This is a genomic window from Janthinobacterium sp. (genome assembly GCF_009923995.1).
GTDB lineage: Bacteria > Pseudomonadota > Gammaproteobacteria > Burkholderiales > Burkholderiaceae_D > Janthinobacterium.
The window spans coordinates 1-14880 of the sequence record NZ_RFSK01000092.1; the positions used below are offsets into that span (position 1 = coordinate 1).

The following is a 14880-nucleotide window of genomic DNA, read 5'->3' on the forward strand; positions in this document are numbered from 1 at the left end:
GCGGCTGGGCTGGGGCGTGGGGCTGGGTTACCTAACTAAGCCAGCGTAACTGTCACTACTAAGCCAGCGCCAGCGTCAGCGGCCGGCGCCGGCCCTGGACCATGGCCGATGGCCAGGCGGGGTCGTGCGTCAGGTTGTGCAACTGGCCGCCGTCGAGCAGGAAGGTGTCTTCCACCGTGCTGCCGGGCAAGCTGGGATGGAACGCCAGCGCCATGCCGCGCTTGAGGATGATTTCCGTGTGCGCGCCGGCCGCCACTTCGGGTGCCAGGTAGCCGTGGATGCCCCCCTGGCGGCTGGTGCGCACCGTGTCGGGCTGGCCCGCATAGGCATAGGCGCTGTCGAGCGCGTGATACACCATGCTCAGCGCATGGCCCGTTTCGCAGGCATCGAGCGCCACGGCTTCCAGCGCCAGCATGGCCGCATCGGCATCGCCCATGGCCGCCGCCGCGCCATCGGCGCGACGCTGTTCCGGGCCGAAGTGGCGTTGACGGCTCAGGCTGGCGCACAGGCCAAAACGCCGGGCGCACAGGGCCAGCACGGCCTGCGTGCCGAGCGCGACGTCGGCGGGTGGCGCGCGGCGGTAGCGTTGCTGGCGCTCCAGGCCGCTGGCCAGCACATGCACGGCTTGCAGGCCGCGCAGCCACAGGGCGCGCACGCAGGTGGCGGCCAGTTCCTGCTCGCTCCAGTCGGGACGGGCCTGGCGCAGCGCGTCCGCCGCGGCACTGGCGGCCAGTTGCCCCACTTGCCGGTAGCGCAATTGCTCCGACTCCAGCAGCACGAGCCGCTCTTCGCGCAGGCACACGGGCAGGCTGCGCTCGCGCACGCCTGGCCGGTCGGACAGCACGGCCGCGCCGCCGGCCGCATGCTGCACGAAGTGTTCGCGCAACTCGGCCAGCTGCGGCTGCATCCACGGCGCCACCTGCCACGTCCACGGTCCCCGCACCTCTTCCGCGCGCATGCGCGGGGCCTCGGCTTCATCCGTCAGGATGTAGGCGGCGTCCCGCGTGACCAGCACTTCCGCGCAGCCGCACTCGGCCGTATGGCAATGGCTGTTCGACGCCCCCGCCGTGGCCCAGGCAAACCAGTCCACGCCGCGCAGGCGCACGGCGCCCGCATGCTCCTGCTCCAGCCAGCCCCGCATCTGCGCCAGCTTGTGCGCCACTTCCAGTTCCAGCGGCCAGTTCATGACGCCGCTCCCGCCAGTTCCTTTTGCCCCTTTGCAAGCGACCGCGCCCGCGACAACACCATGTGCTTGTGATGCATGACTGCCCCCTTGCGTCCATGGAGACGTAAGACCCGCGTCCGCCAAAAAAGTTCGGCGATTCCGTTCCGTCCCAGGCTTGCAGTCTATGACGTCCTTCCACTTTTTCAAGGCTGGCAAGGCCTGGCGCTAGCCTGGGCATTCCCATGCCGGACAGCGCCGCCGGATGCCCGGCGGGGACGCCTCAAAAGCGCCGGCGTCCAGGCCGCTCGCCAGCCAGTGCCAGGGAAGCGCGGCGGGCAGCCGCCGCCGTGCCTTTCGGCGGCTGGCTCTTATTGCGCCAGCTCAATCAGCACGGCCGTGTACATCTGCAAGTTCAGCAGCAACTGTTTTTCCGTGATGAATTCATGTTCCGAATGCCCCGTGTACACCGTGTGCGGCATGGCCGGGCCAAAGCTGACGGCGTTCGGGAACAGCCGCGAATTGGTGCCACCGCCGATGGCGACGGGCTGCGGATGCGCCATGCCCGTGTAGTGCTGGAAGACGGACAGCAAGGTGGGAATCTGCGGCGCGGCCGTCTGCAGCCACGGCTCGCCGATCTGCACCTGCAGGGCGGCCGGCACCTGGCGCCGCGCCTTCCAGCCGTCGAAGGCGGCCGTCACCTGCTGCTGCAGCACGGCCGCCGTCTTGCCTTGCGGGCGGCGCAGGTTGATGTTCAGTTCCAGCGCGCTGCCATTCTGCTTGAGCACGGTGGGCGCCACCGTCATCGGTCCCATGAAGCCGTCGCGGTAGGCGATCTGGCCGAAGCGCTCGCCGTAGATGCCCGTGCCCACCAGTTCATTCAGGAACGACAGCATGTCGGCCGCCTGCGTGCCCTGCCACGGCTGCACGGCCAGCGCGTCGGCCAGCATGCTGATGGCGTTGACGCCGTCTTCCGGCTTCGACGAGTGGGCCGACACGCCCAGCGCCATCACCGTCAGGGTGTCGCCGTCGCGCGCGTAGCTGTAGCGCATGCCCTTCTGCTGCTGCGCGCGGGCGCGGATGGCCGCTTCCAGCGCTGCCGGTGCGCGATCGATGACGGCTTGCGCATCTTCCGGGATCTGGCTGCCGAAAAAACCGCCCGTCAGGCGCTGCAGCACGGGGCCGCCGCTGGCTGGCAGGGCCGTGCGCGGCGGCAAGGTCAGCTTGATGGAACCGTAGCCCTTCTCGGCCGTCACCACCGGGTATTCCGCATCGATGGTGATGTTGACCTGCGGCGGCGTGTGCGTCTTGAGAAACTGTTTCAGCGGTTCCCAGTCCGATTCCTCGGCCATGTAGACGTACAGCTCGATGCGCTTGCTCAACGGCACCTGTCTGTCCTGGATGGCTTTCATCGCGTACAGGGCCGTGGCGATGGGACCCTTGTCGTCTTCCGTGCCACGTCCCAGCAGCTTGCCCGGTTCGCTGGTGCGGTCCAGTTCGAAGGGCGAGCGGGCCCACTTGGCGGGATTGACGGGCTGCACGTCGCCATGCGTGATCACGCCCACGCGCTCGCTGCCCTGCCCCATGCCGATCACCACCACGTGGCCGTGGTCGTGGAAATCAAAGCCCAGGCGCTGCGCTTCCTGCGCCAGGTAGCGCTTGAAGCCCGTGTGCTGGGGATTGTCGGCAAACGGCACGGCAGGGTCGGCCACCGTGTTGTAGCTGATCATCTTCGCCAGGCTGGCGATCAATGGTTCGGGATAGGTGGCCAGGGCGTAGCGGGCCGTTTCCTGCGCCTGCAGGCTGACGGGGGCGGCGTGAACGGACACAGCGGATTGCAGCAGCAGGCCGCTCAGGGCCAGCAGGACGGGTTTCTTGAACATGGCGAGGCGTAGGGAACAGGGGTGGCCACTCTAGCATTGCCGGGGCCGATTTCCAATCGCTACGGGTTTTTTACCGATCAGTACGCAAATTCCCGATTCGCATTATCATGTGTCCAGCCTGTCTTCCCCGCCATGCTGCCTGCCGGCCGACCCTGCTGGCGTCAGGGGATAGACAAATCGTCCATTGTGATTTTCCACCACGTCCCGATATCGCTATCATGATTCCATTTTCCATACTCGACCTGGCCCCCATCGCCGAAGGCAGCGACGCCAGCCAGTCGTTCAAGAACACGCTCGACCTGGCGCAGCACGGCGAACGCTGGGGCTACAACCGCTACTGGCTGGCCGAACACCACGGCATGCCCGGCATCGCCAGCGCCGCCACGGCGGTCGTGATCGCCCACGTGGCGGCCGGCACCAAGACCATCCGCGTGGGTGCGGGCGGCGTCATGCTGCCCAACCATTCGCCGCTCGTCATCGCGGAGCAGTTCGGCACCCTGGAAGCGCTGCACCCGGGCCGCATCGACCTGGGCCTGGGCCGGGCACCCGGTTCCGACCAGACGACGGCGCGCGCGCTGCGCCGCGACCTGCAGTCCGACGCGGAACAGTTCCCGCAGGACGTGCTGGAATTGATGGACTATATGTCCGACGAGCCGCGCCAGCGCGTGCTCGCCGTGCCCGGCAAGGGCGCGAAAGTGCCCGTGTGGATACTCGGGTCCAGCCTGTTCGGCGCCCAGCTGGCGGCCCACCTGGGCTTGCCATATGCGTTTGCCTCGCACTTCGCGCCGCAGATGATGTTGCAGGCCGTGGCGTATTACCGCGAGCATTTCAAGCCGTCGAAGCAGCTGGCGAAACCGTACGTGATGCTGGGCTTTAACGTCTTTGCGGCCGACACGGATGCGGAAGCGCAGCTGCGCGCCACGTCGATGCAGCAGGCTTTCGTCAACCTGCGCACGGGCCGCCCGTCGCGCCTGCAGCCGCCCGTGCCCGGCTACCTGGAGCAGCTGGGTCCGCAGGAACGCGCCATGCTCGATTCCGTCCTGTCGTGCACGGCCATCGGCGCGCCGGACACCGTGAAGGCGAAGATGGCTGCCTTCATCGCCGAGACGGGCGCCGACGAACTGATGATCACTTCGCAGATCTTCGAACACCGTCACCGCCTGCGCTCGTATGAAATCACGGCGCAGGTGCACGCGGAGCTGGCGCAGCAAGCCTGACGACGCATCCCGCACTGCCGCGAACGCCGGCGGCGCGTGCGCCACACGCGGCAGCCCGCACCTGCCCGCCGGTGGCGCCGGGATAGCGGGCACCGCCGGCCGCGCGCCGACATGCAGCCGTTTGCGCAGTTGCACAATGTTTTCTGTCTTCCTCCCCGGTATATCCCGATATACCCTTTTCCCGGCCGTCGGCAACGATCGCCGGGATTTTTTTGCCTGCCGCTCTGCCTGCCGTGTTCTTATTGCTGCTTTGCCTGGCGTTCTGCCTGCCGCTCCGCCTGCCGTTCTATGTGCTGCTTTGCCTGCCGTTCCGCCGGATACCCCGCCGCAAAATCGGCCGCCTCCGGCAGGAAATGCGCTACCCCGCTATCATGCTGATCCAAAAGCTTCATTCCAAGAAAGTCGTCCCGCATGAAACCAGCAGTCCCTGCCGCCACCCACTCCCTCGACGCCAGCACCCTGCTGACCTCCACCCGCATCCTGCTGTTTGCCCTGTCGGCCGGCGTGCTCGTTGCCAGCCTGTACTACGTGCAGCCGCTCACGTCCATGCTGGCCGCCTCGTTCGGCGTGAGCGTGCCGCAAGCGGGCTACCTGGTGACGGCCACGCAGATCGGCTACGTGCTGGGCATCGTCTTCCTCGTGCCCCTCAGTGACGTACTGAACCGCCGCCAGCTGCTGACGTGGATGCTCGTTGCCAAGATGGGTGCCCTGCTGCTGGCGGCCACCAGCCAGAATATTATCGTCTTTGCCATCGCCAGCGTCTTGATGGGGATCACGGCCAGCGCCTTGATGGTCGTCACGGCCATGGTGGCGTCGTACGCGCCCGATCACAGCCGGGGCCGCATGGTGGGCACCGTCATGACAGGCTTGCTGTTGGGCATCTTGCTGGCGCGTACCGTCTCCGGCACGGTGGCGCAGATCAGCGGCGGCTGGCGCACCGTCTACGTGCTGGCGGCCATCGTCGTGGCCGCCCTCCTCGTCATGCTGCGCCGCATCCTGCCCAACGAGGCACCGCGGGGCAGGCTGCAGTACGGCAAGCTGATGGCCTCGCTGGCCGACATCATCCGCCAGGAACCGCTGCTGCGCCAGCGCGCCCTGTTCTCGGGCCTGGGCCTGGGCACCTTCAGCGTGTTCTGGACGGGCCTGACCTTTTTGCTCAGCGGCGCGCCGTATCACTATTCGGAAATGCAGATCGGCCTGTTCGGCCTGGCCGGCGCGACGGGTGCCTTTGCCGCCAACACGGCGGGCCGCATGGCCGACCGCGGCTATGCGCGCCAGGCCACCTGGCTGCTGGCCGTCGCCTCGATTGCGGGCTGGGCCCTGATCGGCTTCGGCGCCCACTCGCTGGTGCTGCTGCTGATCGGCATCGTCCTGCTGGACATGGGCGTCATGGGCTTGCAGGTGACGCACCAGTCCATCATCTATAAACTGGCGCCGCATGCGCGCGCGCGGGTCACCACCGTGTTCATCGCGGGCGGCTTCATCGGCGCCTCGGCGGGTTCGGCCCTGGCCAGTGCCAGCTTCGCCGCCGGCGGCTGGCCGGCCCTGTGCATGGTGGGCGGCGCCATGCCGCTGTTGATGCTGCTGGTGTGGAGCAAGTACCGCCATACGCAGCGCCGCCTGGAACGGGCACCTTAAGCAAGTCGAACGACGCCGAAAAAAAACCGCTCAAACGAGCGGTTTTTTATGCCATCAAGACTTATTTCGCAGCCTGCTTCAGCTGCTCGCGCACCTTGCCGAAGGCGTCGCCCGCCTTCCAGGCCGGCATCTTCGCGGCGTTCGCCACGGCCTGGCCCAGGTTCAGGGTGAATTGCGCCTGCTGCGTCATGCCGGACAGATCCCAGCTGGCATCGTATTCATCGCTCACCTGATGGTAGCGGGGGCCGTACGCGGCCGCCTTGGCTTTCGACGCTTCCACGTCCTTGACGTACTCGCGTCCCCCATTGATGGAAAACGCGGGCACGCCTGCCTTGGCAAAGCTGAAATGGTCGCTGCGGAAGTAGCCGCCCGCCAGGTCGGGACGCGCTTGCGCGATATGCATGCCCATGGCTTTCGCCACCGTGGCGGCCATGGCCCCCAGTTCCGTGCGCTCGCTGCCCTGCGCGCCGATATCGTGCGTGGCGCCGACGAAGTTCAGGCTGTCCAGGTTCAGGGCGGCCGCCGTCTTGTCCAGGGGCCACAGCGGGTCCGCCGCGTAGGCGGCGCTGCCCAATAAACCCTGCTCTTCGGCCGCCACCCACAGGAAGATCTGCGTGCGCTTCGCGGGTTTCTTGACGGCTTCCTGCGCCATGGCCAGCAAGCCCGCCGTGCCCGAGGCGTTGTCGACGGCGCCGTTGTAGATGATGTCGGCGCCAGGCTTGTCACCGGCCGCGGCCTGCTTGCCCAGGTGGTCCCAGTGGCCGCTGTAGATGACGGCCTCATCTTTCAGTGCCGGGTCCGTGCCCGGCACCATGCCGGCGATATTGAACTGCTCCACCTTGCGCACGGCCGATTTCATGTCGCCCGACAGCCGGGCATCCAGCGCGACGGCCTTGAAGTCCTTGCTTTCCGCCTTGGCGCGCAAGGCGTCCAGGTCCTGCCCGCCGGCCGCAAACAGGCGGCGTGCCGCCTCTTCCGTGATCCAGCCCTGCAGCGGCGTGCCGGCCGTGCGGTCGGCCAGCTGGAAGCGCTCGCTGCCGCTCCAGCTGTTCTGCACCACGCTCCAGTCGTAGGAGGCGGATGGCTTCGTGTGGATCAGCAACACGCCGGCCGCGCCCTGGCGCTTGGCTTCCTCGAATTTATACGTCCAGCGGCCGTAATAGGTCAGCGCCTTGCCGGCGAAGCGGTTCGGCTCGACGGCGGTCGGCTGCGGGTCGTTGACCATCATGACGACGATCTTGCCTTTGACATCGCTGCCCTTGAAATCGTTCCAGCCTTCTTCCGGCGCCGTGATGCCGTAGCCGACGAACACCAGGGGCGCGTCGAAGGTGTGCGCCGCCACGGAGTCGCCCGTGGCCCACACCCAGTCCGGGCCGAATGCCAGCGGCACGGGCTTGCCGCCCGCCACGGCGTGCAGGCTGCTCTCGGCCGGCAGCGACTTCACGCCGGCGATCTGCACGCTCTGGCGGTAGCTGTTGCCGCGCAAGGGTTTCAATCCGGCCATCTGGGCCTGGGTTTCCAGGTAGGCCACTGTCAGGTCGGCGCCGCGCTGGCCCGTGCCCCGGCCTTCCAGCAAATCATGGGACAGGAAGGCCAGGTGGGCGCGCAGGGGCGCTTCCTGCACCACCGGCAAGCTGGTGGCGGCAGGCGCGGCGGCGTGGGCGGAAAAGGCCAGCGCCAGGCTGGAAGCGAGCGCCGTGACGGCCAGGGAAGAGAACAGCTTCTGCATAAAATCCTTTGGGTAAGAGGAGGAAAGCGGTCCGGCGGATAGCCGAGCGGGCGATTGTATGCCATAGGGCAAGATGCATCAAAATGCGGACGAAAAAAATCCCCGCGGCAAGGGCGGGGATGGCAACGGGCAGGACGTCAGACGAGCAAGGCGGCCGCCAGCGATTCGATCTCCTCGGCCGACTCCTCGAGGATGGTGTGCAGGGTGCTGCCGCCGATGCCGAAGTCGATCTTCGCGGCCGCCTGGCGCCGCGCGGCGCTTTCCGGCGGGTGCAGGGGCGAACCGACGGGCGACAGGTCGTTCGCCAGCACCAGGGTCGCGCCCAGGGTGCGGGGCGGGAAGGGACTGCCGCCGTGCCACATGCCTTCCACGGCCTGCAAGACCATGTCGGGCACCTGCAGCTGGCGCAGCACGCCGCGGCCGATCAGCTTTTCGCCGTATTCGATCCAGTCTTCGGTATTGTTATCGAGCAAGCCCGGATATTCCTCGGCGCGCGACAGCAGGTAGAAGCCGCCCACCTCATGCACGATGGCGGCGAACATGGCCGTTTCCACGTCCACGTGCGTGACTTTGCGGGCGATCACCTGGCTCAGCGCGGCCACGTGGGCCGTGTGTTCCCACAGCTTGGCCGCCTTGGCGCGCAATTGCGGGTCCGTGATCTGGCTGCCCAGCTGGCGCACGATGACGGACGCCACCATCGATTTCAAGGTGGCAAAGCCCAGGCGCGAGACGGCCGCGCGCACATTGGCGATTTCATTGCCGGAACGGTTGTAGGCGGCCGAGTTGGCCAAGGCCACGACCCGCGCCGACAGCAGCGGCTCGGCCATGACCATGCGGGCGGCCGCCTCGATGTGGCAATCGGGGTCGTCCAGCGCCTCCTGCAGCTTCAAGGTGGCCTTGACGTTGGCGGGGAACGTCAGCTCGCCCTTGCTCGCTTGCAACGCGATAATCTTGAATACTTCCAGTCTATCCATGGCTCATCTCCGGTACGGGCCTGTTCAGGCTCTGCTGTGTGGAAGGGCCGGGAATGCGCTCCCGGCCCGGCTCCCGTTTCCGGCAATATTACAGCAAGTTCCTGCGCTTCCCCATTACTTTCCGGAAACTTTTCCCGCCACGCCCTCGACAAAATAATCCATCTTCGTCAGCGCCGCATCGTCCAGCACGCCCTTCTCCAGGCGCACCTTGCCGTCGTTATCCTTGATGGGCGCGCTGAAAGGATTGAGCTTGCCAGCAACCAAGTCTTTCTCTCGCGCCAATACAAACTGTTTCACGTCGGCGGGCACGGCCGCGTTGATGCCTTCCAGCTTGACCATGCCATCCTTGATGCCGCCCCAGGTGCTGCTGGACTTCCACGTGCCGTCCAGCACGGCCTGCGCCTGCTTCGTGTAGTACTCGCCCCAGTGGTGGGTGACGGCGGCCAGCTGGGCCTTCGGTCCGTACTTCTTCATGTCCGAGTGGTAGGCGATCGCATACTTGCCCTTCTCTTCCGCCGCCTGCACCACGGCCGTGGAATCCGTGTGGTGCGTGACCACGTCGGCGCCCTGGCCGATCAGGGTGATGGCCGCGTCGCGTTCCTTGCCCGGGTCGAACCAGCTGTTCACCCACACCACCTTCACTTCCGCCTTGGGGTCCACGCTGCGCATGCCCCGCGTGAAAGCGTTGACGCCCTGCAACACTTCCGGGATGGGGAAGGCCGCCACGTAGCCGGCCACGTGGGTCTTGCTCATCTTGCCGGCCAACACGCCGGCCAGGTAGCGGCCCTCGTAGAAACGGGCATTCGTGTTGGCCACGTTCGGCGCCGTCTTGTAGCCCGTCAAATGAATGAACTTCACGTTAGGAAATTGCTTCGCCACTTTCAAGGTGGGATTCATGTAGCCGAACGAAGTCGTGATGACGAGCTTGCTGCCCGTCTGCGCCAGGTCGCGGATCACCCGTTCCGCATCGGCGCTTTCCGGCACGTTTTCCACGTAGCGGGTGGTTATCTTGCCGCCCAGCGCCTTTTCCATCTCCTTGCGGGCCAGGTCGTGCTGCGTGGTCCAGCCCGCGTCGCCGATGGGGCTGATGTAAACAAATCCGACGTTCAACGGGGCGGCGGCGGGCGCGGCGGCCATGGCGGGCATCAGGATGGCACTGCAGACGGCGGCGCACAGTAAGTTCTTGGACATGGTTTTCCTTGTGGTGAGTGATTAATTTCCTGGATTGAAATTTTTCCCCAACGAAGCGGGCATGTTGAGCTTGATGTAATTGGCATTGCTGGAAATCAAAACGAGCACGACGATGGCCGCCACGTACGGCAGCATGGACAGCAGCTGCGAGGCGACGGGCACGCCCAGCGCCTGCGCGTGGAAGGTCAATATCGTGATGCCGCCGAACAGATAGGCGCCGCCCACCACGCGCGCGGGGCGCCAGGTGGCAAAGGTGGTGAGCGCCAGCGCGATCCAGCCCCGTCCCGCCACCATGCCTTCGACCCACAGGGGCGTGTAGACGAGCGACAAAAAAGCCCCGGCCAGGCCGCAGCAGGCGCCGCCGAACAGCACGGCCGCCAGGCGGATGCGGCGCACGGGGTAGCCCAGCGCATGCGCCGACGCGGGCGACTCGCCCACGGCGCGCAGCACCAGGCCCGCCCGCGTGCGGTACAAAAACCAGGCGATGGCGGCGCACAGCAGCAGGGACAGATACACCATGGCATGCTGGCGGAACAGGGCCGGTCCCAGCACGGGTATGTCTTCCAGGAAGGGGATGCCGAAGCGGCCATTCTGCAGGCTGTTGCCCACGTACTTCAAACCGATGTACGTGGACGCGCCCGCGCCGAACAGGGACAAGGCCAGGCCCGTCGCGTACTGGTTCGTGCCCAGCCATATGGTCAGCCAGGCAAAGAAGCCGGACAGCAGCATGCTGGCGCCCGCCCCCGCCAGAAAGCCCAGCGTGGGGCTGCCCGTGTTGACGGCCACGGCAAAGCCCGTGATGGCGGACACCAGCATCATGCCTTCCGCGCCCAGGTTGACCACGCCCGCCTTTTCATTCACCAATAGACCGAGAGCGGCCAGCATCAGCGGCGTGCCCGCGTTGATGCTGGCGGCGACCAGTGGCGCGATCGTCAGGGCCAGGTTATCCATGTTTCCTCCAGCGCAGTTTGTATTGGATCAACACATCGCAGGCGAGCAAGGCGAACAGCAAGATGCCCTGGAACACGCCCGTGATGGCGCTGGGCAATCCCAGCCGTGATTGCGCCAGTTCGCCGCCGATATAGAACAGGGCCATGACGAAGCTGGAAAAGAGTACGCCCACGGGATGCAGCCTTCCCACGAAGGCGACGATGATGGCGGCAAAGCCGTAGCCGGGCGAGACCGTGGGCGTCAGCTGCCCCATCGGCCCCAGCACTTCGCACACGCCCGCCAGGCCGGACAGGGCGCCGCAGATCAGCAGGGACGACCACAGGGTCTTGCGCGAGGAAAACCCTGCGTAGCGGGCGGCGGCGGGCGCCATGCCGCCCACGCGCAGGCGGAAACCGGCAATGCTGCGCGACAGATACAGCCAGCCGCCCAATGAGGCCAGCAAGGCAAACACGATGCCCACGTGCAAGCGCGTTTCGCTGATGACCATCGGCAGCAGCAAGCCGTCCGACAGCAGTTTCGACTGGGGAAAATTAAACCCTTCCGGGTCGCGCAGCACGCCGTACACGAGATAGCTGAGCAGCAATTGGGCGATGTAGACGAGCATCAGCGAAACGAGGATTTCGCTGGCGTTGTAGCGGTCGCGCAGCCACGCCACCAGGCCCGCCCACGCCATGCCGCCCGCCATGCCGGCCAGCAAGGACACGCCGATGACGACGGCCCCGCCCGCGCCATCGCCCGTGTCCAGGTACAGGGCCGCCGCGCCGCCGCAGATGGCGCCCAGGGTCAGCTGCCCTTCCGCGCCGATGTTGTAGATGTTGGCGCGAAAGCAGATGGCCAGGCCCACGGCGATCAAGAGCAGCGGCGCCACCTTGAGGCCCAGCTCGGACCAGCCGTGCGCGTCGCGCAGGGGTTCCACCAAGAAGACGGCCAGGCCGGCCAGCGGGTCGTGGCCCAGTGCCACAAACAGCAGCGCGCCGCACAGCACGGTCAGCAGCACGGCCAGCACGGGCGACAGCCACGCCATCAGCCGCGATGGCGCGGGACGGGCTTCCAGGCGCAGGGCAAACTTAGCCATGGGCAGCCTCCTGCGGCCACAGCCCGCTCATCCATTGCCCCACGAGATCCACGCTGGCCTCGCCCACGGCGAGCGAGGGCGATATCTTTCCCTTCGCCATCACCAGCAGGCGGTCGCTGATCTCGAACAGTTCGTCGAGTTCCTCCGACACGACGAGCAGCGCGCAGCCAGCGTCGCGCAAGGCCAGCAATTCCGCGCGGATTTGCGCGGCCGCGCCCACGTCCACGCCCCAGGTGGGCTGCGCCACGACCAGCACGGTGGGTTCGCGCATGACTTCGCGTCCGACTATGTATTTCTGCAAGTTGCCGCCGGACAGGCTGCGCGCCAGCGCCTGCGGCCCGCCCGCCTTCACCTGGAAGCGGGCGATGATGGCGGCCGCCCGCTGCGCGATGACCTTGTGGCGCAGGAAGCCGTGGCGGATGGTGGCGGGCGTCTGCAAGCTCAACAACACGTTGTCGGCCAGCGCCATGTCGGGCACGGCACCGCGCCCCAGCCGCTCTTCCGGCACGAAGCCGAAACCGAGGGCGCGGCGGCGGCCAGGCGGCAAGCGCCCGGCAGGCGTGCCGTTCAGCACGATGCTGGCGGCGACCGCACGCATGTCCTCGCCCGACAGGGCGGCCAGCAATTCCTGCTGGCCATTGCCGGACACGCCCGCGATGCCGACGATCTCGCCCGCGCGCACGTCGAAATTGATATCCGTCAATTGCATGGCGAAAGGATGGCTCTTTGGCAGGTCCAGCTGCCGCACGCTCAGCATGGCCGCGCCCGGCGTGCGCGCCGCGCGCGTGACGGCGGGCGGCTCGGCGCCGATCATCATGCGCGACAGGCTGGCCGCCGACTCTTGCGAAGGATCGCACACGCCCACATTCTTGCCGGCGCGCACCACCGTGCACGTGTGGCACAGGGCGCGGATTTCGTCGAGCTTGTGGCTGATGTAGAGGATGCTGCAGCCTTCGGCCGCCAGCTGGCGCAGGGTAGCGAACAGTTTTTCCACGGCGCCCGGCGTCAGCACGGACGTCGGCTCGTCGAGGATCAGCAGTTGCGGCCTGGCCAGCAGGGCGCGCACGATTTCCACGCGCTGGCATTCGCCGACCGACAAGGTGTGCACGTGGCGCTGCGGCTCCAGGTCCAGGCCGTACTGGCGCGCCGTCGCCTCGATGCGCTGCGCCAGCTCCGCCATGTTGGTTCCCCGTGGCAAGCCGAGGGCAATGTTTTCCGTCACGGTCAAGGTGTCGAACAGGGAAAAGTGCTGGAACACCATGGCGATGCCCAGCGCCCGCGCGGCCGACGGATTGGCGATGTCCACTTCGCGGCCATTCCACGCGATGCGCCCGCCATCGGGCTGCACGGCGCCGTAGATGATTTTCATCAAGGTCGATTTGCCGGCGCCATTTTCGCCGAGCACGGCGTGGATCTGTCCCGGCGCGACGGTGAGGTCGATGCCGTCGTTGGCCACCACGGATGGATAGCGCTTGCTGATATCGCGTAGTTCCAGGCGTGCCGTCATCGTCGCTCTCGTGCCTCGCTGCGGTCTGTCGATTGGAAAAAAAACCGGGCCCTGCCACTGTCTGAACGCTATCGTATCGGCATCCGCGGCACTTGGGGGCATGGCGTGGCGGCGCCTGTTTTCATTTCCACAAAAAAACAACACCTGTATACAATTTTGAAAAAAATTAGCAGCTTTACAGCAGCCGCCTTGCCCCGCAAGGCCGCGAAGGTGCGATGATTATATGCAGTGAATGATAGTAAGTATGCAAATACTACATATCGTCAGGCGCGCCGATGCTCGCATCATGGATTGAACGGCGCGCCGCAACAGCGTGCGGCCACCGCGCCCCGCCATCCCGACCATCCGTTTTCCCACACCGCCACCAGGAGCCGAAAGTGCCAAAAAACCTACCGTGTCTGTTGCTATGCCTTGCCACGACCCTCGGCCTGGGAGCGACCGCCCAGGCCGCCGAATGGAGCGATACGGCGCTCAGCTGGCGCGCCGGCAACGACTACCGCGAACCGTTCAATCCCGATGACATCAAGAAGAACATCTTTGCCATCACGCATGCCAGCGGCTACAAATACGGCAGCAATTTCGTCAACCTGGATTTCCTGATATCGGACAGCAAGGACCCCGGCGCGCTGGGCAAGACCTCCGGCGCGCAGGAGGCGTATCTCGTCTACCGCAATACCATCGACATCGGCAAGGTGCGCGGCAGCGACATCAAGTTCGGCCCCGTGCGCGGCGTCGGCGTGACCCTGGGCTTCGACGTCAACACGAAAAATGACGTCGGCTACAACTCGCGCAAGCGCATGCTGGTGGCCGGCCCCACCCTGATGTGGGACGTGCCCGGCTTCTTCAACACCAGCCTGCTGTTGCTGCGCGAAAGCAATGCCCCCAGCGGCGCCTTCCCGCCCATCTCGCAAGTGACGGGCCGCTACACGTACAAGACGCACGCCATGCTGACGGGTGCCTGGGCCATCCCCCTGTCGCCGCTGTTCTCGTTCGAAGGCTTCTTCAACCTCATCGATTCAAAAGGCAAGGATGAAGTGGGGCGCGACACGGCCGTGGAAACGAATATCGACATGCAAGTGATGTACGACGTGGGCGCGGCCCTGGGCAGCGCCAAGAACACCTTCCGCGTGGGCCTGGAGTACCAGTACTGGAAGAACAAGTTCGGCAATTCGGCCGCCACCACGGGCAACGTGGGCCAGACGGCGAAGACGCCGATGATACGCGCCGAGTACCATTTCTAAGGATCATTGTCACGCATCAACACCCAAGGTCGCGCCTGATGCCAGCATGAAGCTTTCCAGCTGGCGGAGAGCGCGACCGTGGCACAACTGCCGGCGGGTCGCCCCGGGACGGCCCGCCCGCATGCCGCCACGATCCAGCCACGCCTGTCTCACGCATCTCGCAAGGCGGGAGGACATGGCATGCGCCTGGCAGCACCTGTCATCGCGCCTGATTTGACAGGTCTGCCGCCCTCCCCGATACTGGCTCCACCCTGTAGCCAACCCCACGAACGCATGCTGCCTCCGCAGCCGCTTTTGCCAGCACGAATGAAC

12 protein-coding genes are annotated in these 14880 nt (G+C 66.2%); 3 read left to right on the forward strand and 9 right to left on the reverse strand.

The window, feature by feature from the left end:
- Window positions 1-58 precede the first annotated feature (58 nt).
- Window positions 59-1186: a peptidase M24 gene (locus EBS11_RS26450; RefSeq protein ID WP_290608147.1), complete on the reverse strand. Its 1128-nt coding sequence runs from the start codon at window positions 1184-1186 to the stop codon at window positions 59-61.
- A gap of 347 nt (window positions 1187-1533) precedes the next feature.
- Window positions 1534-3045 carry a dipeptidase gene (locus EBS11_RS26455; RefSeq protein WP_290608148.1) on the reverse strand — a complete coding sequence of 504 codons (1512 nt, stop codon included), beginning with the start codon at window positions 3043-3045 and terminating at the stop codon, window positions 1534-1536.
- A gap of 218 nt (window positions 3046-3263) precedes the next feature.
- Here EBS11_RS26455 and EBS11_RS26460 point away from each other — a divergent pair, with 218 nt between their 5' ends.
- Window positions 3264-4262 (forward strand): LLM class flavin-dependent oxidoreductase, encoded by a 999-nt coding sequence (locus EBS11_RS26460; RefSeq protein WP_290608149.1) that lies wholly within the window; start codon window positions 3264-3266, stop codon window positions 4260-4262.
- A 239-nt stretch (window positions 4263-4501) separates the two neighbouring features.
- On the opposite strand, the gene EBS11_RS26465 is transcribed toward EBS11_RS26460, so the two are convergent.
- Complete coding sequence (locus EBS11_RS26465) at window positions 4502-4675, reverse strand: hypothetical protein (protein WP_290608150.1); 174 nt, start codon at window positions 4673-4675, stop codon at window positions 4502-4504.
- On the opposite strand from EBS11_RS26465, the gene EBS11_RS26470 reads away from it, so the two are divergent.
- Window positions 4674-5900, forward strand: a complete 1227-nt coding sequence (locus tag EBS11_RS26470; RefSeq protein WP_290608151.1) for an MFS transporter — start codon at window positions 4674-4676, stop codon at window positions 5898-5900. The two genes, EBS11_RS26465 and EBS11_RS26470, sit on opposite strands and share 2 nt — an antisense overlap.
- A gap of 61 nt (window positions 5901-5961) precedes the next feature.
- Here EBS11_RS26470 and EBS11_RS26475 read toward each other — a convergent pair whose 3' ends face one another.
- From EBS11_RS26475 to EBS11_RS26500, 6 genes are all read right to left on the reverse strand, one after another.
- A complete protein-coding gene (locus tag EBS11_RS26475) occupies window positions 5962-7629 on the reverse strand; it encodes a M28 family peptidase (protein ID WP_290608152.1) in 1668 nt (555 codons plus the stop codon).
- A 137-nt stretch (window positions 7630-7766) separates the two neighbouring features.
- Window positions 7767-8603, reverse strand: a complete 837-nt coding sequence (locus tag EBS11_RS26480; RefSeq protein WP_290608153.1) for an HDOD domain-containing protein — start codon at window positions 8601-8603, stop codon at window positions 7767-7769.
- 114 nt (window positions 8604-8717) lie between these two features.
- Window positions 8718-9794 carry a BMP family ABC transporter substrate-binding protein gene (locus EBS11_RS26485; RefSeq protein ID WP_290608154.1) on the reverse strand — a complete coding sequence of 359 codons (1077 nt, stop codon included), beginning with the start codon at window positions 9792-9794 and terminating at the stop codon, window positions 8718-8720.
- 21 nt (window positions 9795-9815) lie between these two features.
- A complete protein-coding gene (locus EBS11_RS26490) occupies window positions 9816-10745 on the reverse strand; it encodes an ABC transporter permease (protein WP_290608155.1) in 930 nt (309 codons plus the stop codon).
- The gene (locus tag EBS11_RS26495; RefSeq protein ID WP_290608156.1) at window positions 10738-11820 is read right to left on the reverse strand and encodes an ABC transporter permease; all 1083 of its coding nucleotides are present in this window, start codon (window positions 11818-11820) and stop codon (window positions 10738-10740) included. Before EBS11_RS26495 ends, EBS11_RS26490 begins: the two co-directional genes overlap by 8 nt.
- The gene (locus EBS11_RS26500) at window positions 11813-13327 is read right to left on the reverse strand and encodes an ABC transporter ATP-binding protein (protein WP_290608157.1); all 1515 of its coding nucleotides are present in this window, start codon (window positions 13325-13327) and stop codon (window positions 11813-11815) included. Before EBS11_RS26500 ends, EBS11_RS26495 begins: the two co-directional genes overlap by 8 nt.
- Before the next feature lie 428 nt (window positions 13328-13755).
- Here EBS11_RS26500 and EBS11_RS26505 point away from each other — a divergent pair, with 428 nt between their 5' ends.
- A complete protein-coding gene (locus EBS11_RS26505) occupies window positions 13756-14568 on the forward strand; it encodes an outer envelope protein (RefSeq protein WP_290608158.1) in 813 nt (270 codons plus the stop codon).
- The last annotated feature ends 312 nt before the right edge of the window (window positions 14569-14880 follow it).